Origin of the sequence: Rhodopila sp. (assembly GCF_965277825.1) — a bacterium.
In the GTDB taxonomy this organism is placed as follows: Bacteria; Pseudomonadota; Alphaproteobacteria; order Acetobacterales; family Acetobacteraceae; genus Rhodopila.
In genome coordinates this window covers 1,999,749-2,022,638 of the sequence record NZ_OZ255846.1, presented here as the reverse complement: position 1 = coordinate 2,022,638, position 22,890 = coordinate 1,999,749, and the positions used below count along the sequence as shown (strand labels likewise).

Here is a 22,890-nt window from a genome sequence, read left to right as displayed (position 1 = left end):
CGTGCCGGCCATGGCGTCCAAGGTCGACAGTCCCATCCGGCCGGCGTAAACCACCGGTCCGCCAAGCAGAAGCGGAACGCGATGTCCGACCAGACCCTGCCCGTCATCCCATTTGGCAACACTGACGATGCCAGCCTCGCGCGCCAACTCGACGCGGCGTTCTGCGGAACCGGCTTCTGCTACCTGTGCGATATCGGTGTCGATCCGACGATCGTCGAAGCCGTGTTCAACGCCTCCCGCCGCTTTCATGCGCTGCCGCGACCGGCCAAGGAAGCGATCGCCATGAACCGCTTTCACCGCGGCTACATGGCGCCAAAAACCTCCGTCATAGAAACCTCCACGGTCGCTACGGTTACGCAGCCGAACGACAGCGAATCATTCATGCTGATGCACGAGGTTACGGCCAATGATCCGCGCCATGGCCGTCCGCTCGACGGACCCAACCTGTGGCCCGAGCTTGCCGGCTTCCGCGCCCCGGTCGAAGCCTATGATCGCGCCATGCACGGTTTCTGCCACCGCTTGCTCCCGGTGCTGGCTGTGGCCCTGAACCTCCCGCAAGACTGGTTTGCCGCGTTCTTCCAGCAGCCCACGACGTTTCTGCGATTGTTGCACTATCCGCCACAGCAGCCGGACGATGCGTTCGGTTCCGCCCCCCACACCGATTACGGTTTCATAACCATCCTGGCGCAGGACGAGCGCGGCGGGCTGGAGGTGCGCGGACGCGATGGATCGTGGCTCAAGGCGCCCCCGATCCCTGGGACATGGGTCGTCAACGTCGGCGACATGCTGGCCCGCTGGACCAACGGCCGCTGGCAATCCACCCCGCATCGGGTCAAGAACATTTCTGGCGGCGACCGATACTCCTGCCCATACTTCTTCGATATGTCGATGGACAGCGTCGTCGCGGTGCTGCCCACCTGCCAAGGCCCCGACGACCCGCCGCGGTTTCCCGCCACCCGATATGGCGACTACCTGATCGAACGGCTCGACCGCAACTACGCCTATCGCAAGCAGCCGGCCGCCTGATGCCAGTGCCCGGCAGCAATTTCACCCGGAAACGTTGCGGACCTCGGCTATACCACCGTGCCCGGTTCGGAATGCGCCGTCTTCGTCGAGTGAGATGAAGCGAAGCGGCGATCTCGACCACCACCGAGTCGGCTTCAAGGATGCCGCGCTGATCTTCGAGAATCCGGTCATCGAGGCAGAGGATACCAGGTTCTAGTGCGGCGAAACCCGCTACCGCGCACTCGGTTATGTGGACGCCGATTACTTCATGGTCGGCTTCACTTGGCGTGGCCGTAATCGGAGGATCATCAGCGCATGGAAGGTGGATGACGATGGCAAAAGAAGATACCAGGCGCTACTCGCCCGAGAGCCTTCGTGCACAGCGCGACCGAGGCAAAACCGAAACGCGCGCCGATATTCCCGCACACGCCATCGACGCGGAGTTCTGGAATGATGCCCACGTCGTCATGCCATCATCCGGCAAGACATCGGTGCATCTGAGGCTTGATACTGAAGTGTTGGAGTGGTTCAAGTCATCAGAGCGCGGACACCTCACGCGCCTAAATGCGGTACTGAAGTCCTACGTTGATGCGCAAAAGCAGCAGGGACGATAGCAAGGCCGGGGGTCAGAAGCAGCGCGTCGGGACCGTGCGTGACGCCCAATTATCCTTCCAATGCGGTCGCCACCGCGTGCCGCAGTATCGGCAATAACGTCTCGTCGAACCAGGGATTGCGTTGTTCCCAACCCACGGTCCGCCACGACGGATGCGGCAGCGGCACCATCGCCGGGCCCAATTCGCCGAACCGCCGTACCCGCTCGGTCATCGCGCCGGCTCCGAGCCGATGCCGCAGCGCATAGGACCCGACCAGCAAGGTCAGCCGCACGGCAGGCATCAGCCGGGCGAAGCGGTCCAGCCACAGCGGTGCGCATTCCGGCCTGGGCGGCGCGTCGCCGCCGTTGCGTAAGCGGCCCGGATAGCACAAGCCCATCGGCACGATGGCAATCCGCGTCTGATCGTAGAACAAATCACGGTCCATCAGCAGCCAGCTCCGCAGCCGGTCGCCGGAGGCGTCGTTCCACGGCACGCCCGTCATGTGCACCTTGGTTCCCGGTGCCTGTCCGATGATCAGCACCCTTGCCGTCGCGGATACCCGGAACACCGGCCGCGGGCCCAGCGGCAGGACCGCTTCGCAGCGGCGGCAGGCGAGCGCCTCGCCGACAGCCTGTTGCAGCGTGTCAGCCACTCCGACGAGCCGCGCGCGTCATACCTGCCTGACGGTGTAGCTCTGCTCCAGCGCCGTAACGATCGCGTTGGCGTGCAGCTTGTCCCGCGCCTCGACCATGACCTCGAGTTCCGCCGCCTGCACCGAGGACGAGGCGAACAGGCGCTGGTGAGAAACCTCGATGATGTTGCCGCCCGAGTCGCCGATCTTGCCGGCGATATCGGCCAATACGCCGGGACGGTCGGGGATTTGCAGGTGCAGCCGCAGCAGCCTGCCATCGCGCAGCAAGTCGCGCAGCAGAACGTTCGACAGGATGCGAGCGTCGATGTTGCCGCCGGTGATGGCGACGCCGACCTTTTTGCCACGGAACTGATCCGGATGGGCCAGCAGCGCTGCCAGTCCGACCGCGCCGGCGCCCTCGGCCACGGTCTTGGCCGCTTCGACCAGCAGGCCGATCGCCTCCTCGATTGCCCGTTCAGGGGCGACCAGAATGCCGGCGATGCGGCGGCGGACGATCTCGAACGGGATTTCCCCGATATCGCGAACCGCGATGCCTTCGGCGATGGTGGGTCCGCCGACCGACACCGGCCGGCCGGCCAGGCGCTGCGCCATCGCGGCGTAGGTTTCCACCTCGGCGCCATGGACAGCGATGCCCGGGCGCATCGCGCTGGCCGCGACCAGGCAGCCCGCCAGCAGGCCGCCTCCGCCCACCGGGATGATCAGCGCATCGAGATCCGGCGCGTCCTGCAGCATCTCCAGCGCCAGCGTGCCCTGACCGGCGATGATCGCCGGATCGTCGTATGGGTGGATGAACACCAACGACTGTTCGGCGGCCAGTTGATGCGCGTGCGCCGCCGACTCGGCCAGGGTTTCACCGACCATCACCACGTTTGCCCCCCAGGCCGCGGTCCGCGTGACCTTGGTCGAGGGGGTGAACTTCGGCATCACGATTGTGGCGGCGATACCCAGCAAACTGGCGTGGCGGGCAACCGCCTGCGCATGGTTGCCGGCCGACATCGCGACCACGCCGCGGGCGCGTTCGTCGGCGGATAGCGAGGCCAGGCGGTTCGCCGCGCCGCGCTCCTTGAAGGCGCCGGTGACTTGCAGATTGTCTAGTTTCAGCACGACATCCGCACCGGTGATGCGGGAGATCGCCGGGCAGGGCAGCATGGGGGTGCGCAATACCTGCCCCGCGATGCGTTGCGCTGCCTGCTCGATGTCGGCGAGGCCGATCATCGTCCGGTCATGCCGTTTGGGCATCGACCGCGTCCGAGCGAGCCGCGGGACCGAGTGATCCATGCCGGCATCGATCGTCCAGTTGCTCAGCCGAACCGAATTTCCAGGATTTCGTAGGATCGGTCGCCGCCGGGCGCCGGCACCGACACCGCATCGCCGACCTTCTTGCCGATCAGCGCCTTGGCCAGCGGCGAGGAGATCGACAGCCGAGCCGCTTTGACGTCGGCCTCGTGCACGCCGACGATCTGATAACTGGCTTCCTTGTCAGTCTCCTCGTCCACCAGGCGGACATGGGCACCGAATTTGACGTGTGAGCCGGACAGTGTCGTCGGGTCGATCACCTCCGCGCCCGAGGTGATCTCTTCCAGTTCGGCGATCCGGCCCTCGATAAAGGACTGACGCTCGCGCGCGGCATGGTATTCGGCATTTTCCGACAGGTCACCGTGCGCGCGTGCTTCCGCGATGGCGCGGATGATGGCTGGCCGCTCCTGCGACTTCAGCGTCCGCAATTCCTCCTCCAGGCGAAGCAGGCCGGGGGCCGTCATCGGAAACTTCTGCACGTCGTGGTTCCTCGATCATCGTTCATCCCAGAACTTTGCTGGGGCGGGTACGTCATATGTATCCGCCGCGGCCGGGTCGTCCCCTACCGCGGCGCAATGGTCAAAACGAACCGCGAAAATAGGACTGTAGCGGGGCAACTTCAAGCGTTCCGGCTTTCAATGCCGCGATTGCGTGCACCGCCGCCCGAGCACCCGCCAAGGTTGTATAGTGCGGCACAAAATGGGTCAGCGCACTGCGCCGGATGGCGAAGCTGTCGGCGACCGATTGGGGCGTGGACGCCGTGTTGATCACCAGTTGCACCTCACCTGAGCGGATCGCATCGACGCAATGTGGCCGGCCTTCCAGCACCTTGTTCACCACGGTGACCGGGAAACCCGCCTCGCGAATCCGGGCCGCGGTGCCGCGCGTCGCCAGGATGGAAAAGCCCATTTCGTTCAACCGCCGAGCCAGCGCCGGCAGCCCCTTCTTGTCGGCATCCTTGATCGAGAGGAACACCCGTCCCTGCATCGGCAGGATCACCCCCGCGCCGAGTTGGGCCTTGGCGAAGGCTCGTTCGAAACTGGCATCGAGGCCCATCACCTCGCCGGTGGACTTCATCTCCGGCCCCAGGATGGTGTCCACGTTGGGAAAGCGGGCGAACGGGAAGACTGCTTCCTTGACCGCGACGTGCGGGGCAATCGAATCGTCGTCCAGCTTGAAGTCGGTGGCGAGCTTCGCCCCGGCCATCACACGGGCGCCGATCTTGGCGACCGCCACGCCGGTGGCCTTGGCGACGAACGGCACGGTGCGCGACGCACGCGGGTTCACCTCCAGCACATAGATCGTGTCGTCCTTGATGGCGTACTGGACGTTCATCAGCCCGACCACGCCCAGGGCCTTGGCCAACGCCTCGGTTTCCGATTTCAGTTCGGTGATCATCGCCGGGGACAGCGAATAGGGCGGCAGCGAACACGCCGAATCCCCGGAATGGATACCGGCCTCCTCGATGTGCTCCATCACCCCGGCGACGTAGACCGTGGCGCCGTCGCAGATGCAATCCACGTCGACCTCGATCGCGTCGTTCAGATAGCGGTCGATCAAAACGGGATTGTCGCCCGACACCCGCACCGCCTCGCGCATATAGCGGTGCAGGCCGGAACGGTCGTAGACGATCTCCATCGCGCGGCCGCCCAGCACGTAGCTCGGGCGGATGACCACCGGGTAGCCGATCCGTTCGGCGATGGTCTCGGCTTCCTCGGCCGAACGGGCGATGCCGTTATCCGGTTGACGCAACCCCAGGCGTTGCAGCAGCAGTTGGAAACGTTCGCGATCTTCCGCCAGGTCGATCGCGTCGGCCGAGGTGCCGAGGATCGGGATGCCCTCACGGGACAGCGCCTGCGACAGCTTCAGCGGGGTCTGGCCGCCGTATTGCACGATGCAGCCCAGCACGGTGCCGTTCTGCTGTTCGCGGCGGACCAGGGCGATGACATCCTCCTCGGTCAGCGGCTCGAAATATAGTCGGTCCGAGGTGTCGTAGTCGGTGCTGACGGTTTCGGGGTTGCAGTTCACCATGATGGTCTCGAACCCGGCATCCTTCAGCGCGTAGGCGGCGTGGACGCAGCAGTAGTCGAATTCGATGCCTTGTCCGATGCGGTTCGGTCCGCCGCCCAGAATGACCACCTTGCTGCGGTCGGTCGGATCGGCCTCGCAGGTCGGCGTGCCGTAGCCACCCTCGAACGTGGAGTACATGTAGGGGGTGGCGGAGGCGAATTCCGCGGCGCAGGTGTCGATACGCTTGTAGACCGGGGTGACGGCCAAATCGGTCCGCATCCGCATCACTTTCGCGGCCGTGGACCCTGTCAGTTGCGCCAGCCGCTGGTCGGAAAAGCCCAGCGCCTTGACCCGGCGCAGCGCGTCGGCCTGGCGCGGCAGGCCGACGGCGGCGATGTCCCGTTCGGCGTCGATGATGCGTTCCAGTTCGCGCAGGAACCAGGGATCGAACTTGGTGGCGGCAAAGATATCTGCCACCGACAAGCCGGCGCGCAGGGCCTGCCCGGCCACCAGCAGCCGATCGGGCGTCGGCGACGACAGCGCGGCGCGAAAGGCGTCGGGGCCGCCATCGCCGGGGGGATCGATCTCATCCAGTCCGGAGAGGCCGGTTTCCGTGCTGCGAAGCCCTTTCTGCAGGGCCTCGGCGAAACTGCGCCCGATCGCCATCGCCTCGCCGACCGATTTCATCGACGTGGTCAGCAGCGCCGGCGTGCCGGGGAATTTCTCGAACGTGAAACGAGGTATCTTGACCACCACGTAGTCGATGGTCGGTTCGAAGCTGGCCGGTGTCACCTTGGTGATGTCGTTGGACAATTCATCCAATGTGTAGCCGACGGCCAGCTTGGCGGCGATCTTGGCGATCGGGAACCCGGTGGCCTTCGAGGCCAACGCCGAAGACCGCGACACCCGGGGGTTCATCTCGATCACCACCATGCGGCCATCGGCGGGGTTCAGCCCGAACTGGACATTCGATCCGCCGGTGTCGACGCCGATCTTGCGCAGACACGCGATCGAGGCGTCGCGCATCCGCTGATATTCCTTGTCGGTCAGCGTCAGGGCCGGCGCCACGGTGACCGAGTCGCCGGTGTGGATTCCCATCGGATCGACGTTTTCGATCGAACAGACGATGATGCAGTTGTCCGCGGTGTCCCGGACCACCTCCATCTCGTATTCTTTCCAGCCCAGGACCGACTCCTCGATCAGCACCTCGGTGGTGGGCGACGCTTCTAGGCCGCCGGCGACGATCTGTTCGAATTCCTCGGTATTGTAGGCGATGCCGCCGCCGGTGCCGCCCAAGGTGAAGCTGGGGCGGATCACCGCCGGCAGCCCGGTCATCGCCAGTGCGGATCGGGCTTCCTCCATGCTGTGAGCTATAGCGGAGCGGGGCGATTCGATGCCGATCTGTGCCATCGCATCGCGAAACTTAAGGCGATCCTCGGCGCGGTCGATGACGTCGGCCTTGGCGCCGATCAGTTCCACGCCGAGCCGCTCCAGGGTGCCGCTGGCGGCCAGTTTCATCGCGGTGTTAAGCGCCGTCTGGCCGCCCATTGTGGGCAGCAGTGCGTCAGGCCGTTCCCGGACGATGATCTTCTCCACCACCTCGGGCGTGATCGGCTCGATGTAGGTGGCATCCGCCAGGCCAGGGTCGGTCATGATGGTGGCGGGGTTGGAGTTCACCAGGATGACGCGAAAGCCCTCGGCCCGCAGCGCCTTGCAGGCCTGGGCGCCGGAATAGTCGAACTCGCAGGCCTGGCCGATGATGATCGGACCGGCGCCGATGATCAGGATGGATTTGATGTCGGTGCGCTTGGGCATGGCGTGGCTTAATTGTACTCGGCTGCAGTGTTTGAAAAACTTATCGGATCGCATGTTACTGGGGACGTCGGCACACCGGCCAATCGCATTGTCTTTAACGTCAGGGTTCGATATTGCGCCCAGGATACAACCGGGTAGCACATGTCATTTTTTTGAGGCCGCACTAGGTTTGTATGTAATAGTGGGAGGAAGGAGCCATGAGTTTCAGAAATTCCTGCACTGGCTGGCTCGTGTAGGTTTGCAAAGAGGAGTGCAGACACATGAATTCATGGCCGGCTAAGACGCCGTGGTCCCGCCATCTCTCATAAATTTCCCCCGGAAGGGCATAAAGCACCCGGATGTGTCTGACTGCGAACGAGATCGCGCCAACCGGCTTTTTAGCCAACCCTGCTTCCCGCCAATTGTGGTTACTCGCCGGGCCGCGCAATAACCAATCTTTATCGCACTTGAGCATTAGTGCCGCAGTGGACGACATGTAGCGCGCGCGCTTGTCGTTAAAGTTTTGGATCGTGCCGCATACCTCCACTGCGATTACATCTGCAAAGGGTTCTGCATTTGTGCCAAACAAACGTGCCCACATGCCATCCGGTTGAATATGAAAAAGTTGTGCACCGGGTGACAAAAGACGAGGGCCTACGGCGCCATCGTTCACAGGCTGGGCCCTAAGCCAGCGCCGGTTCTCGTTGGGTCCATTCCACAGTTTGGTTTTGTCGCGCCATGTGTTCAGAAGAATTTCCTTCGCTTCAGCGTCAGTATATTTCGCTGGGTTCGGCGGTTTTCCCACGATTGTCCCCTGCCTAGAAGTTGAATGAAGATTGCAACAATGACCGGGACAAACCATAAGCAGATAGTGGCTGTCCGACACCCCCGGGGTGGGTTAAAGACGACCCCTCGGCTGGCTTCAGGATGATACTGCACCGAGAAGACAGGGCGTACGCTTGGCCGATGATGTTTGGATCGACGCCGATGACCGGGATGGACTTGATCTCGGTGCTCTCGGGCATGGGCCTTCTTCGTACTCCGCACGGCGGCCTTGCTTGCCGCCACGGTCATGTATGGACGATCCGCTTTTTCGGGCGCCATCTACTGCGCGAAGAACATTTCGGTCAGCACGTAGTCGAATGCGAGGATCAGGATAGAGGCGCTGACAACCGCCAGTGTCGTCGCCGAACCCACACCCTGTGCGCCGCCCTTGCTGTTATAGCCCTGATAACAGCCCATCAGCGAGATCAGGAAGCCGAACACCGCAGCCTTCGCCAGGCCGGAAACCACATCGTCGGTCTGCACGAAGTTGACGGTGTTCGCCACGTAGGTATTGACGTTGAAGCCTAGTTTTACTGTCGATACGATAAACCCGCCCATCACGCCCAGCACATCGGCGATCACCACCAGCAGTGGCAGCGCGATGATCCCCGCCAGCAGCCTGGGTGCAACCAGGTATTTCATCGGGTTGGTGGACAGCGTCGACAACGCGTCGATCTGGTCGGTGACGCGCATGGTGCCCAGCTCGGCCGCCACGGCGGCGCCGACGCGGCCGGCAACCATCAGCCCGGCCAGCACCGGGCCGAGTTCCCTGGTCACCGATAGCACCACCAGGTTAGCCACCGCGCCCTGGGCGGAAAATCGCGCGAAGCCGGTGTAGGACTGCAGCGCCAGCACCATACCGGTGAACACCGCGGTCAGCGCCACCACCGGCAAGCTGAAATAGCCGATCTCCAGCAAGGCGCGTCCAAACAGGCGTCCATAGAATGGCGGGCGCACCAGGTGCGACAAGCCCTGAACCGCGAACAGCACCAGTTCTCCGGCGCCGCGGCACAGCCCGATCACCGCCCGGCCGATGGCTTCCAGAAAATCCAGCACCATGGTCACGCGGACCGATAGACGCGGTGCAAGCGCCGGCCCAGCGATGTCAGCACCTCGTAGCCGTTTGTGCCGGAGGCAGCCGCGACCTCGTCGGGCGAGAGGTGGGGGCCCATAAGTTCTAGCCAGCAGCCAGGCTGCACGCAGGGGTGGTCGGTTACATCGAATGCTGTCAGGTCCATGGAGACGCGGCCTACCAGCGCGACGGGGGTGCCGTCAAAGCACGCTGTGCCACGGCCGGACAGGCTGCGGTGGAATCCGTCCGCGTAACCCAGTGCCGCCGTTGCGATCCGGGTTGGCCGTGGCGCGACCCAGGTAGCGTTGTAGCCGACGGGGGTGCCGGCCGGCACGTCACGCACCGCGAGCACCCGAACCGACAATCGGACAACGCCGCGCATCGGATTGGGCCGGCCGGGGGTCGGATTGATGCCAAACAGCGCCGCACCCGCCCGCGCCAGGTCGGAGCCGAATTCGGGCCCGAGAAAGATCCCCGACGAATTCGCCAAGCTGCTCGGCGCCGGCGGCAGCATGGCTCTGGCTGCCGCGAACCGTTCCAGTTGCAGATGATTGAGCGGATCATCAGGCAGTTCAGAGGATACCAGGTGCGACATCACGTAGCGGATGGTCAGCCGCCCCAACCGGGTGTGGTCCTGCGCCAGTATCGCCAGTTCCCGCGCGTCAAGTCCGAGGCGCGACATGCCGGTGTCGACGTGCAGGATCGCCTCGCGTCCCCCCCAGCGCGCGATTTCGTCGAGCGAGCCCAGCACAGGCGTCAGATCATGCGCCCGATAGGCATCCTCTTCGCCTGGAAGCAGGCCGCTCAATACCGCCAGCATCGCGCCGGGGATGACGTCGCGGACGGCCAGTGCCTCGCTGAGATAGGCTACGAAGAAGTGGCGGCAGCCGGCGGCGTGCAGTGCCGCGGCGACCGGGCTAGCCCCGAGCCCGTAGCCGTCTGCCTTGATGACAGCGGCGACTGGGCCGGCGGGATGGCGGGCGCTCAGCGTCCGCCAGTTAGCGACGACCGCGGCAAGATCGACCTCCAGAACGGCCCTAGTATCGCGCATTAGAGAAGCGCGATGCGTCGTTTTGTTTGAGTATCCGATTCACGCGTCGAATCGCGGACGCTCCGCGTCGCACGCTTCTCTGCGATCGGATACTAGCCGCGTCACTCGACATATTCGGAATGGGCAAGATCGAGATCGCCGAAGCGGGTGAACTCGCCCTCGAACAGCAATGGGATGGACCCTGTCGGACCGTGGCGCTGCTTGGCGATGATCAGGTCGGCGCGGTTGTGCGCTTTTGCCATCCGCTGCTGCCACTCCTCCATGGCGGCGTGGAACTTGTCGCCGTTGCCCTCGTAGGCGATTTCCTTGGGTATTTTCTGTTCCAGGTAATATTCGTCTCGATAGACGAACATCACCGCGTCGGCGTCCTGCTCGATCGACCCGGATTCCCGCAGGTCAGACAGTTGCGGCCGCTTGTCGTCGCGGCTTTCGACCTGGCGCGACAACTGCGACAGCGCCAGCACCGGAACCGCCAGTTCCTTGGCCAGCGCCTTCAACCCTTGGGTAATCATGCTGATTTCCAGCACCCGGCTTTCCGGTTTAGTGCCGGCGGCGGGACGCATCAGTTGCAGATAGTCGACGATCACCAGCGCCAGTCCCTTGGTCCGCTTCAACCGCCGGCAGCGGGTGCGCAGCGCCGACATCGTGATCGCCGGCGTGTCGTCGATCTGTATCGGCAGCGAAGCGATCTCACGCGAGACCTGGACGAATTTGTCGAAGTCCTTTTGCCCGATATCGCCGCGGCGGATGCGGTCGCCGGAAATCCGGGCTTCCTCGCTGAGCAGACGTGTCGCCAGTTGTTCGGCGCTCATTTCCAGCGAGAAGATCGCAATGCTCGACTTCGGAATCCCATTCGGGTCCTTTACCCGTGCTTCGGCCTGCAAGGCCTTTGCCGCGCCAAAGGCGATCTTGGTGGCGAGCGCGGTCTTGCCCATGCCAGGGCGGCCGGCCAGGATCAGCAGGTCGGACGGGTGCATCCCGCCCATCTTGCTGTCGAGGTCGCGCAGACCGGAGGTCAGGCCCGAGACGGCACCGGAGCGTCGGAACGCCCGTTCGGCACCCAGGATCGCCTCGGTCAGTGCCTGCTCGAACGCAATGAAACCGCCACCGGTGCCGTTGTCGGCGGCAAGATCGAACAGCGACTGCTCGGCGGCCTCGATCTGCAACGGACCATCGAGTTCAGCATCCGCCCCGAACGCGTTGTTGACGACGGTTTCGCCGATGTCGATCAACTGGCGCCGCATCCAGGTGTCGAGCACCGCGCGGCCATATTCGCCGGCGTTGATGATGCCCACCATGGCGGTCAGCAACTGCACCAAGTAGGCGGTACCGCCGACCTCCTCCAGGATGCCGGCGTGCTCGAACTCGGCCTTCAGGGTGACGGGGTCGGCGAGCTGGCCGGCTTCCACGCGGCGCGAAATGGCCTGGTAGATGCGGCCATGGATCGGGTCGGCGAAATGTTCCGGGGCGAGAAATTCCGAGACCCGTTCATAGGCCTTGTTGTTGGCCAGCAGCGCGCCGAGCAGCGCCTGTTCCGCCTGCACGTTCGACGGGGGAAGGCGTTGGGAAAGGCCGAAGAGCGGCGAGTCGATGGTGTTCACGCAGGCAGTCTAGCGCAGCCAGAGGTGCGGCGCATGTGGTTTGCCTGTGGAACGCTGTGGATAACGGGTATAGATCCGGAACAGTGGATTGGCGCAATAATACCCGACCGGCTCTACCCCGCCTGGCGCATCAGCGCGGCCCATCGATCCAGGATCGGCAGCACGACATCTTCCTTTGCCGCCGGCAGACTGACCGCGACACGGGCGATGCCCAGATCGCGGTAGCGTTGCAGCAGGTCCGCGTCCGCTGTTGCGCCGAACACCGAGACCGGGCAGGACTCCGGGTCACGGCCGGCTTCGCGCAACATGGCGTGGAACTTCGGAACGGTCTCGAACAGGTCGCCATAGGCGGCGCGACCGGCCAGCGGAATCCAGCCGTCGCCGTAGCGCACGGCGCGGCGGGCACCGTGCGGGAAGGCGCCACCGACGATGACGGCGGGGTGCGGTTTCTGCGCCGGCTTAGGCCAGGTCATCATCGGCGCGAAGCTGACAAACTCACCGCTATATTCCGGTTTGGACTCGGTCCAGATCGCTTTCATCGCCTCCACCCGCTCGCGCACCAGTTTGGCGCGGGTGGTGAACACGGTGCCGTGGTCCTCCATCTCCTCGGCGTTCCAGCCGACGCCGATGCCGAACAGGAAGCGGCCTGCCGAGACCTGATCGATCGACGCCACCAGCTTGGCGGTCTGGATCGGATCACGCTGATTGACCAGGCACACGCCGGTGCCGACCTTCAGCGTCGTGGTCGCCGCCGCCACCGCTGTCAGCGTGACGAACGGGTCCATCACGTCGTAGTATTGTTTGGGCAGTTCCGCGCCACCGCCCCATGGCGAGCGCCGCGACAATGGGATGTGGGAATGTTCCGCCGCCCAGACTGACTCGAAGCCGCGTTCCTCCATCGCCTTGCCCAGCGCGGCGGGAGTGATCGAGTAGTCGGTGAAGAAGATGCCGGCGCCTGAGTGCATGATCGGTCTCGCTTTGGGTAGCGGACAGTCTGGCACGGATCGCCAGACGCGGCCAATCTGCCGGCTACTCAGCGAATTTGTTGCGACGCCGGCGCTCGCTATCGCCGCAGCGAGCTCGTCGCCTCGGCCATCGGTCCGACAGGCTCACCCGCCTCGACCTGGGCAATATAGTCGCGCGTCAGCGGCACCGCTCCGTGTTGGTGGGCGAGTTGCAACTGCCAGACCATGTGACCGCTGCGGCGGAACGTTATTTCCGACCCCGCCAGGTAGAACTCGAACATGCGGCAGAATCGTTCATCGTATAGAGCCGTGATTGCATCCCGGTTGGCAGCGAACCGACGACGCCAATTGCGCAAGGTTTCGGCGTAGTGCAGGCGGAGGATTTCGATGTCGGTGGCCATCAGCCCGGACCGCTCGACCCCCGGCATTACCTCCGACAGCGCCGGCGAGTAGCCGCCGGGGAAAATGTATTTCCGCATCCACGCGTTCGTGCTGCCTGGCCCATCGCTGCGGCCGATGGCATGGATCAGCGCCACGCCATCCGGCGCGAGGCAACCCGCGACGGTATCGAAGAACGCCCGGTAATGGCCGATGCCGACATGCTCGAACATGCCGACCGAAACGACGCGGTCGAATTTTTCCCTGACTGCCCGGTAGTCGAGCAGTTCGAACCGCACACGATGCTGCAGCCCATCGGCCTCGGCGCGGGCACGAGCCTCGGTCAACTGCTCCTGCGACAAAGTAATGCCGGTGACCTGGGCACCGAAATCGCGTGCCAGGGTCAATGCCATGCCACCCCAGCCGCAGCCGATGTCCAGCACCCGAAGGTCGGGGCGGTTCAGGCACAGCTTGGCGGCGATGTGGCGTTTCTTCGCCGCCTGGGCCTCTTCGAGGGTCTCGTCGCCATGCGGAAAGTAGGCACACGAGTATTGGCGGTCGCGGTCGAGAAACAGGCTGTAGAGACGGCCGTTCAGATCATAATGATGCGCGACGTTACGGCGCGATCGGCCGGCCGGGTTATACTGGGCGACGCGACGGCCGATCGAGGCGAGGCGACCCCTCAGGCGCAGCATGGGATGACTGTCCGGGTTGCCCTCGGAGTTGGCGATCATCAGGTCCAGAAGATCGTAGATACTGCCGGTTTCGACCGACAAGCCGCCGGACATGTAGGCTTCACCCAGCCCAAGCGACGGATTCAGCACGAGTCGCCGAATTGTTCTGCGGTCGTGCAGGCGGAGTGTGCTGACCGGTCCGTCTTGGCCGGCATAAACCGTTTGTGAGCCGTCCGGCCAAACCACGGCCAACCGGCCAAGGGTGATCAAACGCCGAAAAATCGCATCCAGAACCGCTTGCATGGCTGTCCAATCGATTGTCTCGACCCGGACACAGGGTCAGGCAAGGACAGCAAAGCATACGTCGTCAAAACGTCAACGCCAGGATCGGTTCAATACATCGTGCCAGGCGATTTTGCCCGTTGCCTCACGAACAAGGGAAAAAACCTGTCAGGCCGGCTGCGGAGTATCGCCGGCGAAGATGTTCTCTTCGGTGGGCACCTGCTCGTCGTCCTCGGGCTCGCTGCCGATCCGCTCGCCGCGCCCCTGTCGTTCGGCCTCTTCGGGACTGCGCGCGACGTTGACGGTGACCGGAATAGAGACTTCCGGGTGCAGCGAAACCCGAACCGGTGACAGGCCGAGCGTCTTTATCGGGTGTTCCAGCACGACTTGTGTGCGGTTGATGGTCAATCCGGCCTCAGTGGCGGCCTCGGCGATGTCGCGCGCCGAGACCGACCCATACAGGCTGCCCGATTCGCCGGCCTGGCGGATGATCACCACGGAAAGGCCGCCAACCCGCTCGGCCAGCCGTTCGGCTTCCTCACGGCGCTTGATGTTTTGCGCCTCAAGCTGGGCGCGCTGCTGCTCGAACCGTGATCGGTTGTCCTTGCTGGCGCGCAGCGCCTTCTTTTGTGGCAACAGGAAGTTGCGGGCGTAACCCGGCTTTACCTTCACCACGTCTCCCATCTGTCCCAGCTTGTCGACACGCTGGAGCAGGATCAGTTCAACGGCTGGCATGCGATCCGCTCCTTTAGGCGACGATGTAGGGCAGCAGTGCCAGGAAACGGGCGCGCTTGATGGCGACCGCGAGTTCGCGCTGCTTCTTCGCAGAAACGGCGGTGATCCGGCTGGGCACGATCTTGCCGCGTTCCGAGAGGAAGCGAGACAGCAGGCGGACATCCTTGTAGTCGATCTTCGGCGCGTTGGGGCCGGAGAACGGGCAGGATTTGCGGCGCCGGTAGAACGGGCGGCGGGCGCCCACGGCGGTCCGCCGCGCGGCGGGGTTGACTTCGGTATCGGACATTGCCGGCTACTCCTCGGGGGCGGGGCGAAATTCTTCGCCAGCGAAGCCGTCGCGAGCTCGGAATTCCTCGCGATCGTCAAAGCCACGGCGGCGACCGCTTTCAAAGCGTCCCGCGGGCTTGGGTCCGCGGAAGCCGCGCTCGCGGTCGTCGGATTTGCGCGACAAGATGGCGGACGGAGCTTCGTCGAATTCCTCGATCCGGATCGTCATGAAACGCAGCACGTCCTCGTTCAGGCCCAGTTTGCGTTCCATCTCGGTGACGAAGCCCGGCGCGGCATCGAGGCCCAGCAGCATGTAGTGGCCCTTGCGGTTCTTCTTGATCCGATAGGCCAGACCGCGCAGGCCCCAATACTCACGCTTCTTGACGGCGCCGCCGTCGGTTTGCAGTCCGGTGCCGATGTCGTCGGCGATCTGCTCGACCTGCTGCTGCGTGACGTCGTTCCGTGCGATCAGCACGGTTTCGTAAAGCGGCATGAATGAACCCCCTATGGCTTGTCTCTGTCCCGGGCCGAAAGTGGCCGCATTCCCAAGATGGAAATCGGACATAGCCGAGTGCGATGCCGTCGCCCCCGGCAGGGAAGCCGGGGCTTGAAGCACGGTTCAACGCGGAATGCAACACTGACGCGGTTGTCGCGGTCCCCTGATCTCCCGCCAGCCAGCGCTAGCGAGAAGCTGACACGACGCCCCGTGCCCGCAGATCGGCGATCTCAGAGGCAGCATATCCGTGCGCACGCAACACCGTTTCGGTGTCGGCGCCAGCGAGCGGAGCCGTCGCCCGCCTGGTGCCGTTCTGCAGCGCCGGCGCGCCGGGTATCCCCGGGATCGGCAGCGTCATCGCCAGGCCGGGTTGCTGCAGATGACTGAACAGACCGGTCGCCTCGACATGCGGGTCATGCAGCATGTCGAGCGATTCATTGGTCACCGAGTGCATCACCCCGTACTCGCTGAATCGCGCCTGCCAATGCGCGTTGCTTCGTGCCGACAGGATCTCGCTCAGGATCGGCGCCAACGTGGCCGAGTTGGCGACGCGGCCAACGACGCTGGTGAACCGGGCATCGTCGCCGAGTTCCGGATGTTCCAACGCGCGGCAGAAGTCGCCCCAACCGCGACGCCCGGACACGATGACCAGGATCCAGCCATCCGCCGTCGGATATACCCCACGATGGGCGCGGGCACCCGGCAGATCGCCGTCGTAGATCACCCGCTGCAGCATCGCGTAGGTGTTCAGCCAAGCCGCCCCCTGCAGCAGGCTGGCCTCGATATAGCGGCCGCGCGGTTCATCGCGGCGCGCGTACAGTGCCGCGGAAAGCGCCTGGAATGCATACAGCGCGGTGATCATGTCGACCGGAATCGAGGCGATGTTCATCGGCCGGCCATCCAGGTCGCGGTTCTCGGCCATGAAGCCGGTGAACGCCTGCAGCACTGGGTCCATCGCCGGCCGTTCGGCGTACGGCCCGGTCTGCCCAAAGCCGGACATCGACAAGTACAGGATGTTGGGATATCGTTCCGATACTGTCGTGTAATCAAAGCCCAGCCGCTTGATGACGCCGGGGCGGAACCCCTCCATGAAGACGTCGGCGCCCTTCAGCAGCCGCCATAGCACCGCGCAACCCGCCGGCGACTTCAGGTCGACACCGATGCTTTGCTTGCCCAGATTGCCCATCACCGACAGCGCGGTGTTGCCGCCAGGTTTCGGCGCGCTGATCCGGACCCAGTCGCCGCCGTCCAGCAATTCGACCTTGATCACCGTGGCGCCGTGCTGGGCCAGCAACATCCCCGCATACGGGGCGGCAATTCCCTGACTGAGATCGACGACCTTGATCCCAGCGAATGGTGCGTCGTAGCTCATTCCTGCCCCGCTTTCGTTGCCCTGCTTTCGTCGTCAGCCTGTCCTTCGTCCGGCACTCGTCATGCCGTGCGTGCCAGCGCCAGCCCGTCCAGCGCTTCCACCTCCGACCCGCGCACCCAAAGCGGGTTCACGTCCAGCGCGTCCAGCGATGACCCCAGTGCCACGGAGGCATCGCCGATGCGCGCGATCGCCTGTGCCACCGCATCGAGATCCGCCGCCGGGACGCCACGCTGCCCCCGCAGCATCTTCGCGCCCTTCAATTCGCCGAGCATTCGCCTCACCTCGTCGGGCGTAACCGGGAGCACCCGCAGTGCGACATCCTGCAGCAACTCCACGAAAATGCCGCCGAGCCCGACCGCCAGCACCGGACCCCATTGCGGGTCGCGCGTGCAGCCGACAAACAGTTCCACCCCGCGCTCGCGCATCGGCGAAACCAGCACGCCATCCACTTGCGCGCCGGCCGGAGCCGCCGCCATCACCCGGCGGAACGCGGCACCGACCGCCGCATCGCCGGCCACATTCAGCGCCACGCCGCCGATGTCGCTCTTATGCTGGATGTCCACGGAGGCGATCTTCAACACAACCGGCCCACCTGATGCACGCGCGGCGGCGGCCGCCGACGCCTCATCGCTGACCAGCGTCGCCGGCACGATCGGCACGCCGTGGCGCGCCAGATGATCCAGCACCGCCCGCTCTGTTTTTGGCCACGGGCTGGGTGCTTGCAGGACCGGCGGTGGCGCCCAGTGCATCGCAACCCGACGCTGCTGCTCCGACCACCACCAGGCGCGCCCAAGCGCTGCAAGTCCATGATAAATGCCCGCCGATACATAGGGCAAATTCAGCTCGGAAACGATACGCTGGGTCACCTCGGTGACCGGCTTCAGCGAATGGCTGATCATCAGCGCCGGCAGCGGCTGTTCGTTCAGACCGGCCGAGATTTGGCGCAGCGAGGCGAGTTGGAACTCGGTCGCCAGCGCCTCGGTCCCGGGAACGTCGAACAGGCAGGCGAGTGCGGAAAACGCCGGTTCGTGGCCGATGATGGTCAGCGCCCGCCGGAACAGCTCGGGTTCCAGCACAGCGCCCCCGGTAATGTCGAGCGGATTGTGTGGCGTGCCGAAGCTGGGCAGCACCGAACGCAAAGCCGTTTCGGTGGCGGCGGGTAGCGGCGGCAAAGGCACGCCCTCAGTCTGCAGACGGTCCGCCGCGATTTCGCAGGCGCCCCCGGAGACCGATACCAGGCCAAGTCCTTTCTCGCCGATCACCCCGGTGCGCGCGATTATGTCGGCGGTGAACAACAAATCCTCGATCGAATTCACCCTGACGATGCCGAACTGGCGGCAGACGCCATCGAACACCCGGTCATCACCGACCAACGACCCGGTATGGGCTTGCGCCGATCTGGCCGTCACGTCGGACAATCCGATCTTCAACGCAACGATCGGCTTGCCCGCAGCGCATGCCTTCTGCGCGGCCGCGGCGAAGGCATGCGGATCGCGGATCGATTCGATGAACATCGCGATCGCCCGCACCCGCGCGTCGTCAAGCAGATGATCGACGAAACTGGCGCTGTCGAGATCGGCCTCGTTGCCGGTCGAGATCATATGGCTCAGCCCGATCGCCTGCTGCAGTGCAAGGCTGGCGATGAACGCCGCAGTGGCGCCGCTCTGCGAGATCACCGCGATCGGACCAGGCCGGCTGGGTGCGCGGATCGCGCCGGTCCACAGCGGCACGTTGTCGAGGAAGTTTACGAACCCCAGGCAGTTCGGCCCGAGGATGGAAATGTTGAAGCGCCGCGCAAGAACGGCCAGCCGCTGTTGCTGCGCCGCCCCATCGGTGCCGGTTTCCGCGAAGCCGGACGTCAGGATGACCGCATTGCGGCCGCCTGCCGCGCCGAGATCGGCGATTGCCTCTTCGATCGACGCTGCTGGCACCATCAGCAGGCCAAGATCTACTTTCGCACCGAGCGCGGCGCACGATGTCGCGCTCGTGCGACCATGCACCACCCCGCCGCGACGGGCCACCAGGTGCACTTCACCGTCGTATCCAAGAGTGGTCAGGTTGGCGAACGTGGCCTTCGACCAGCCGGATCGGTCGGTCGCTCCGACCAGCGCTATTGAACGCGGCCGCAGCATGGTGGATAGATCACGCCCTTCGCCGGCGAGGTTCATGGACTTTTCCCGCTTTCCAACGTGCCGCGTTTTTCCGGCTTCGCCGCGAAACCATAGGACCAGCCGGCCTTCACTGGAAGCCGTCCCAGCCGAAACGGCGTTGTCATCAGCCGGAGGCGGGGCGTCCTCAGCCGCCACGCCTTTGACTGAACGTTTTACCAGGGATCGATGTAGGGATATTTCTTGCCGGTTCTGACCGGCACCGGCGGCAACCGCCGCTGGCTGTTGGCAATCCAGTCGCGGGTATCGGCCGGATCGATGACGTCGTCGATCCCGCCGCCGGCCGACGCGTTGACCGCCTTCGCGCTGTCATGGGCAATGCCGGTCATCCGCTCGAACTCGGCCCGCCGGGCATCGGGATCCTCGATCGCGGCGAGTTCCTTGCGATAGCCGAGCTTCACCGCGCCCTCGATATTCATCCCGGCGAATTCGGCGGTCGGCCATGCCACCGCGAAGAATCCGACCAGCGTGCCCGCGCCGCACATCGCCTGGGCGCCCAGGCCATAGGCCTTGCGCAGCACCACGCTGAATAGCGGTGCGGTCATGTTGGCGCCGACGTTGAACAGCCGCGTGCAGTGACGCACCAGAGCGGTACGTTCCACCTCCGGCCCGACCATGATGCCCGGACAGTCGATCAGGCTGAGCACCGGAATGTCGAACGCATCGCATAGTTGCAGGAACCGTGCGCCCTTGTCGGCACCGTTCGAGTCGATCGCGCCGGACAGGTGATACGGATTGTTGGCGACCACGCCGAGCGGCCGCCCCTCGACGCGGATCAACGCGGTGATCAGGCCGATGCCGAACTTCTCGCGGATTTCCAGCACCGATCCGGCGTCGGCTATGGTTTCGATGATCCGGCGCACGTCGTAAAGACGCAGTCGGTTTTCCGGCACCACATGGCGCAGCCGCCGCTGGTCCAGCGCCTGCCACGATGCGATCGACCCCTGAAAGTAGGAAAGATATTTCTTTGCCGTTTCAACCGCGGCGGCCTCATCCTTGACCAGGATATCGACCACCCCGTTGGGCACCTGAACCGACATCGGTCCCACCTGCTCCGGCGTATAGATCCCGAGGCCACCGCCCTCGATCATCGCCGGACCGCCCATCCCCAGCGTCGATCCCTCGGTCGCGATGATCACGTCGCTGCATGCCACCAGCGCGGTATTGCCGGCGAAGGTGCGCCCGTTGACCACCGCGACCAGCGGCACCAGGGCGCTAAGTTGCGAGAACGTCGTGAAAGTGTGCGTATCGACCGCCACGCGCGGTCCGATGTAATCCTCGCCCGGCCGTCCACCGCCGCCCTCGCCGAACAGCACCAGCGGCAGCCGGAAGCGCTGTGCCAATTCGAACAGCCGATCCTGCTTGTAGTGGTTGCGATGCCCCTGGGTGCCGGCCAGCACGGTATAGTCATAATGTACCACCGCGGCGCGCGACCGCGTATCATCGAACAGCGTTCCGTTGATCGAGCAGGTGCCGGCGACCACGCCGTCGCCGGGGGTGTTCTTGCGCAGCGCTTCAGGCGAGTTCCGCTGGTGCTGACGCGCAACCACCAACGGCCAGTATTCCTTGAACGACCCCGGATCGACCAACTGGGCGATATTTTCGCGCGCCATCCGATAGCCAAGCTTGCGCCGTCGGGCCACCGCGTCTGGCCGGTTCTGGTCGAGCGTCAGGGCATGGCGGTCGAGGTTTTCCCGCAGATCGGCGCGGATATGATCCGGATCCAGTTCGACGTTGGCGACTGTCGCGCCGCCTTCGACCTCGGCGGCTGCAAGAAAGACGATTGGAAACCCCTCCAGCACCACATCGCCCGCCGCCATGCTGACAGCGCGGACGATACCACTGAATGGAGCGGAGATTTCGTGCTCCATCTTCATCGCCTCGACGACGGCGACCCGTTGGCCCTTGCGCACGGCATCGCCGGTCGCGACGTCGACCGCTACGACGGTGCCCTGGATCGGCGAGACGACACCGGATGAACCGTCCGGCCCGGTCAGTTCAGCCGGCTGTTCCACCGCGTCCGTCACCTGCTCGGCCTTGACTTCGGCGTCATGGGCGAACAGCGCCAGCGGGTCGCGGCTTTTGATCCGAGCGCCGGCGAAACCAGCTTGATCGGCGGCGGGTGCTTTGACAAAGCGCTGGCGTTTCTGGTCACCAGCCGCGAGTGCAGCGATGTGCTCATCCACCCAGCGGGTGTGGGTGGTTCCGGCGGCGAAGTCCGGATGCTCCAGGATCGTTCGGAGAAAACTGATGTTGGTGGCGACGCCTTCCACGCGGAACTCGCTGAGCGCCCGTGTCGCGCGCGCGGCGGCGGCAGCGAAATCCGCCGACGGCGAATGCACGATCACCTTGGCAAGCAGCGAGTCGAACGCGCCACTGGTGCGATAGCCGGCATAGCCGAAGCCGTCGGTTCGCACGCCTGGGCCGCTGGGGACCTCGTAGGCGGTCAAGGTTCCGCCGGCCGGACGCACCGCACCGTCCGGCGCAATGGTCTCCATGTTGACCCGAGCCTGGATCGCATAACCCTTTGGTGTCGCGATGCCCTGGCGATCCAGACCTAGCTCGGTCAGGCTCGCGCCCTGGGCCAGCCGAATCTGGGTTTGCACCAGATCGACGCCGGTCACCGCTTCGGTCACCGTATGCTCGACCTGAAGCCTGGCGTTCGCCTCGATGAAGACGAACCGTTGTGCGCACGGCTTGGCGGACAGATCGACCAGGAACTCGAACGTTCCCAGGTTGCTGTATTCAACGCTCTTTGCAAACCTTACCGCCGCGTCGATGATCTGGCACCGCAAATCATCGTCCAGACCCGGCGCCGGGGCGATTTCGACGACCTTCTGGAAGCGGCGCTGCACGCTGCACTCCCGATCGCCCAGATGCGCGATATTTCCCTTATGGTCGCCCAGGATCTGTACCTCCACGTGGCGCGCCCGAGGGATTAATTCTTCCACATAGAGATCGTTCCGGCCGAATGCCGCAGCCGCCTCCGACTGACAACGCCGGAACGCCGCTTCGACGTCATCCGGCGCCAGCACGGCGCGCGTGCCGCGGCCGCCACCGCCGGCAACCGCCTTGATCATCATCGCACCGCCTACGCCGAGCGAGGCGAAGAACCCGCGCGCCTCGTCCAGTGTCACCGCATGATCGAGGCCACGTATGACCGGAACAGAGGCGGCGACCGCCGCGCCGCGGGCGCGGGCCTTGTCGCCGAACAGCTCGAGTTGCGCTACGTCCGGTCCGACGAAGACCAAGCCCGCTTTAGCACACTGGCGCGCGAAATCGGCTCGCTCGGCCAGGAAGCCGTAGCCGGGATGAATGGCATCGCAACCCGCCGCTGTCGCTGCCGCAATGATCGCCTCGGCGTTCAGATAGGCCGCCGCCCCCTGCCCCGGCAAAGCTCGGTTTTCGTCGGCAATTCGCAGGTGCAGACTGCGAGCATCGTCCTCCGAATAGACCGCGACCGAGGCAACACCCATATCGGCCGCGGCGCGGGCGATACGGATCGCGATCTCGCCTCGATTGGCGATCAGCAGCTTGGTCACGCCCGGCGCGAGCATGCCTTATTGAATCCCTGGCTGTTCGGACAGTTGCGCCTGGGAACACTGGCGCCGACCGACACGTCAGCATGCGGAACAGCGAGCGTCAATCAGCTTG

Annotated in this window: 18 protein-coding genes; 2 read left to right on the top strand and 16 right to left on the bottom strand. The window is 64.6% G+C overall.

Annotated features, from left to right (window positions below; all coding sequences use genetic code 11):
* The first annotated feature begins 81 nt into the window (after positions 1-81).
* Both ACQY4T_RS10140 and ACQY4T_RS10135 read left to right on the top strand, forming a co-directional pair.
* Entirely contained in the window at positions 82-1,026 is a 945-nt protein-coding gene (locus tag ACQY4T_RS10140) for an isopenicillin N synthase family dioxygenase (RefSeq protein WP_428541042.1), read from the top strand.
* A 311-nt stretch (positions 1,027-1,337) separates the two neighbouring features.
* Positions 1,338-1,619 (top strand): BrnA antitoxin family protein, encoded by a 282-nt coding sequence (locus ACQY4T_RS10135; protein WP_428541039.1) that lies wholly within the window; start codon positions 1,338-1,340, stop codon positions 1,617-1,619.
* Between the two features lie 49 nt (positions 1,620-1,668).
* On the opposite strand, the gene ACQY4T_RS10130 is transcribed toward ACQY4T_RS10135, so the two are convergent.
* From ACQY4T_RS10130 to ACQY4T_RS10055, 16 genes are all read right to left on the bottom strand, one after another.
* Positions 1,669-2,250 carry a uracil-DNA glycosylase family protein gene (locus ACQY4T_RS10130; RefSeq protein WP_428541036.1) on the bottom strand — a complete coding sequence of 194 codons (582 nt, stop codon included), beginning with the start codon at positions 2,248-2,250 and terminating at the stop codon, positions 1,669-1,671.
* A gap of 18 nt (positions 2,251-2,268) precedes the next feature.
* On the bottom strand, positions 2,269-3,465 hold the full coding sequence (locus tag ACQY4T_RS10125; protein ID WP_428542792.1) for a threonine ammonia-lyase: 1,197 nt from the start codon (positions 3,463-3,465) through the stop codon (positions 2,269-2,271).
* 86 nt (positions 3,466-3,551) lie between these two features.
* Positions 3,552-4,025, bottom strand: coding sequence for a transcription elongation factor GreA (greA, locus tag ACQY4T_RS10120; protein ID WP_428541033.1), 474 nt, complete (start codon positions 4,023-4,025; stop codon positions 3,552-3,554).
* A gap of 100 nt (positions 4,026-4,125) precedes the next feature.
* The gene (gene carB / locus ACQY4T_RS10115; protein ID WP_428541030.1) at positions 4,126-7,371 is read right to left on the bottom strand and encodes a carbamoyl-phosphate synthase large subunit; all 3,246 of its coding nucleotides are present in this window, start codon (positions 7,369-7,371) and stop codon (positions 4,126-4,128) included.
* A 163-nt stretch (positions 7,372-7,534) separates the two neighbouring features.
* Positions 7,535-8,155, bottom strand: a complete 621-nt coding sequence (locus ACQY4T_RS10110; RefSeq protein ID WP_428541027.1) for a hypothetical protein — start codon at positions 8,153-8,155, stop codon at positions 7,535-7,537.
* 299 nt (positions 8,156-8,454) lie between these two features.
* The gene (locus tag ACQY4T_RS10105) at positions 8,455-9,240 is read right to left on the bottom strand and encodes an MlaE family ABC transporter permease (protein ID WP_428541024.1); all 786 of its coding nucleotides are present in this window, start codon (positions 9,238-9,240) and stop codon (positions 8,455-8,457) included.
* A complete protein-coding gene (gene alr, locus ACQY4T_RS10100) occupies positions 9,237-10,298 on the bottom strand; it encodes an alanine racemase (protein WP_428541021.1) in 1,062 nt (353 codons plus the stop codon). The genes ACQY4T_RS10105 and alr overlap by 4 nt, the downstream gene beginning before the upstream one ends.
* A gap of 101 nt (positions 10,299-10,399) precedes the next feature.
* Complete coding sequence (locus ACQY4T_RS10095) at positions 10,400-11,899, bottom strand: replicative DNA helicase (protein WP_428541018.1); 1,500 nt, start codon at positions 11,897-11,899, stop codon at positions 10,400-10,402.
* Between the two features lie 113 nt (positions 11,900-12,012).
* A complete protein-coding gene (locus tag ACQY4T_RS10090) occupies positions 12,013-12,864 on the bottom strand; it encodes an LLM class F420-dependent oxidoreductase (RefSeq protein WP_428541015.1) in 852 nt (283 codons plus the stop codon).
* 98 nt (positions 12,865-12,962) lie between these two features.
* Positions 12,963-14,219: a class I SAM-dependent methyltransferase gene (locus tag ACQY4T_RS10085; protein WP_428541012.1), complete on the bottom strand. Its 1,257-nt coding sequence runs from the start codon at positions 14,217-14,219 to the stop codon at positions 12,963-12,965.
* A gap of 147 nt (positions 14,220-14,366) precedes the next feature.
* Positions 14,367-14,933 carry a 50S ribosomal protein L9 gene (gene rplI / locus ACQY4T_RS10080; RefSeq protein WP_428541009.1) on the bottom strand — a complete coding sequence of 189 codons (567 nt, stop codon included), beginning with the start codon at positions 14,931-14,933 and terminating at the stop codon, positions 14,367-14,369.
* A gap of 13 nt (positions 14,934-14,946) precedes the next feature.
* Positions 14,947-15,219, bottom strand: a complete 273-nt coding sequence (gene rpsR, locus ACQY4T_RS10075) for a 30S ribosomal protein S18 (protein WP_104521656.1) — start codon at positions 15,217-15,219, stop codon at positions 14,947-14,949.
* Positions 15,220-15,225: 6 nt separating this feature from the next.
* Positions 15,226-15,693: a 30S ribosomal protein S6 gene (gene rpsF, locus ACQY4T_RS10070; RefSeq protein ID WP_428541006.1), complete on the bottom strand. Its 468-nt coding sequence runs from the start codon at positions 15,691-15,693 to the stop codon at positions 15,226-15,228.
* Between the two features lie 187 nt (positions 15,694-15,880).
* The gene (locus tag ACQY4T_RS10065) at positions 15,881-17,068 is read right to left on the bottom strand and encodes a CaiB/BaiF CoA transferase family protein (RefSeq protein WP_428541003.1); all 1,188 of its coding nucleotides are present in this window, start codon (positions 17,066-17,068) and stop codon (positions 15,881-15,883) included.
* Between the two features lie 59 nt (positions 17,069-17,127).
* Positions 17,128-19,236, bottom strand: coding sequence for an acetate--CoA ligase family protein (locus tag ACQY4T_RS10060; RefSeq protein ID WP_428541000.1), 2,109 nt, complete (start codon positions 19,234-19,236; stop codon positions 17,128-17,130).
* Positions 19,237-19,391: 155 nt separating this feature from the next.
* A complete protein-coding gene (locus tag ACQY4T_RS10055; protein WP_428540997.1) occupies positions 19,392-22,793 on the bottom strand; it encodes a carboxyl transferase domain-containing protein in 3,402 nt (1,133 codons plus the stop codon).
* Positions 22,794-22,890 lie beyond the last annotated feature (97 nt).

Excerpts from the sequence above, each read along its gene's own strand:
- ACQY4T_RS10135 (WP_428541039.1), top strand. The coding sequence starts at position 1,338 with ATGGCAAAAGAAGATACCAGGCGCTACTCGCCCGAGAGCCTTCGTGCA.
- rpsF (WP_428541006.1), bottom strand. The coding sequence starts at position 15,693 with ATGCCGCTTTACGAAACCGTGCTGATCGCACGGAACGACGTCACGCAG.
- rplI (WP_428541009.1), bottom strand. The coding sequence starts at position 14,933 with ATGCCAGCCGTTGAACTGATCCTGCTCCAGCGTGTCGACAAGCTGGGA.
- rpsR (WP_104521656.1), bottom strand. The coding sequence starts at position 15,219 with ATGTCCGATACCGAAGTCAACCCCGCCGCGCGGCGGACCGCCGTGGGC.
- ACQY4T_RS10140 (WP_428541042.1), top strand. The coding sequence starts at position 82 with ATGTCCGACCAGACCCTGCCCGTCATCCCATTTGGCAACACTGACGAT.
- carB (WP_428541030.1), bottom strand. The coding sequence starts at position 7,371 with ATGCCCAAGCGCACCGACATCAAATCCATCCTGATCATCGGCGCCGGT.
- ACQY4T_RS10055 (WP_428540997.1), bottom strand. The coding sequence starts at position 22,793 with ATGCTCGCGCCGGGCGTGACCAAGCTGCTGATCGCCAATCGAGGCGAG.
- ACQY4T_RS10090 (WP_428541015.1), bottom strand. The coding sequence starts at position 12,864 with ATGCACTCAGGCGCCGGCATCTTCTTCACCGACTACTCGATCACTCCC.
- ACQY4T_RS10085 (WP_428541012.1), bottom strand. The coding sequence starts at position 14,219 with ATGCAAGCGGTTCTGGATGCGATTTTTCGGCGTTTGATCACCCTTGGC.
- ACQY4T_RS10065 (WP_428541003.1), bottom strand. The coding sequence starts at position 17,068 with ATGAGCTACGACGCACCATTCGCTGGGATCAAGGTCGTCGATCTCAGT.
- ACQY4T_RS10060 (WP_428541000.1), bottom strand. The coding sequence starts at position 19,236 with ATGAACCTCGCCGGCGAAGGGCGTGATCTATCCACCATGCTGCGGCCG.
- ACQY4T_RS10125 (WP_428542792.1), bottom strand. The coding sequence starts at position 3,465 with ATGATCGGCCTCGCCGACATCGAGCAGGCAGCGCAACGCATCGCGGGG.
- alr (WP_428541021.1), bottom strand. The coding sequence starts at position 10,298 with ATGCGCGATACTAGGGCCGTTCTGGAGGTCGATCTTGCCGCGGTCGTC.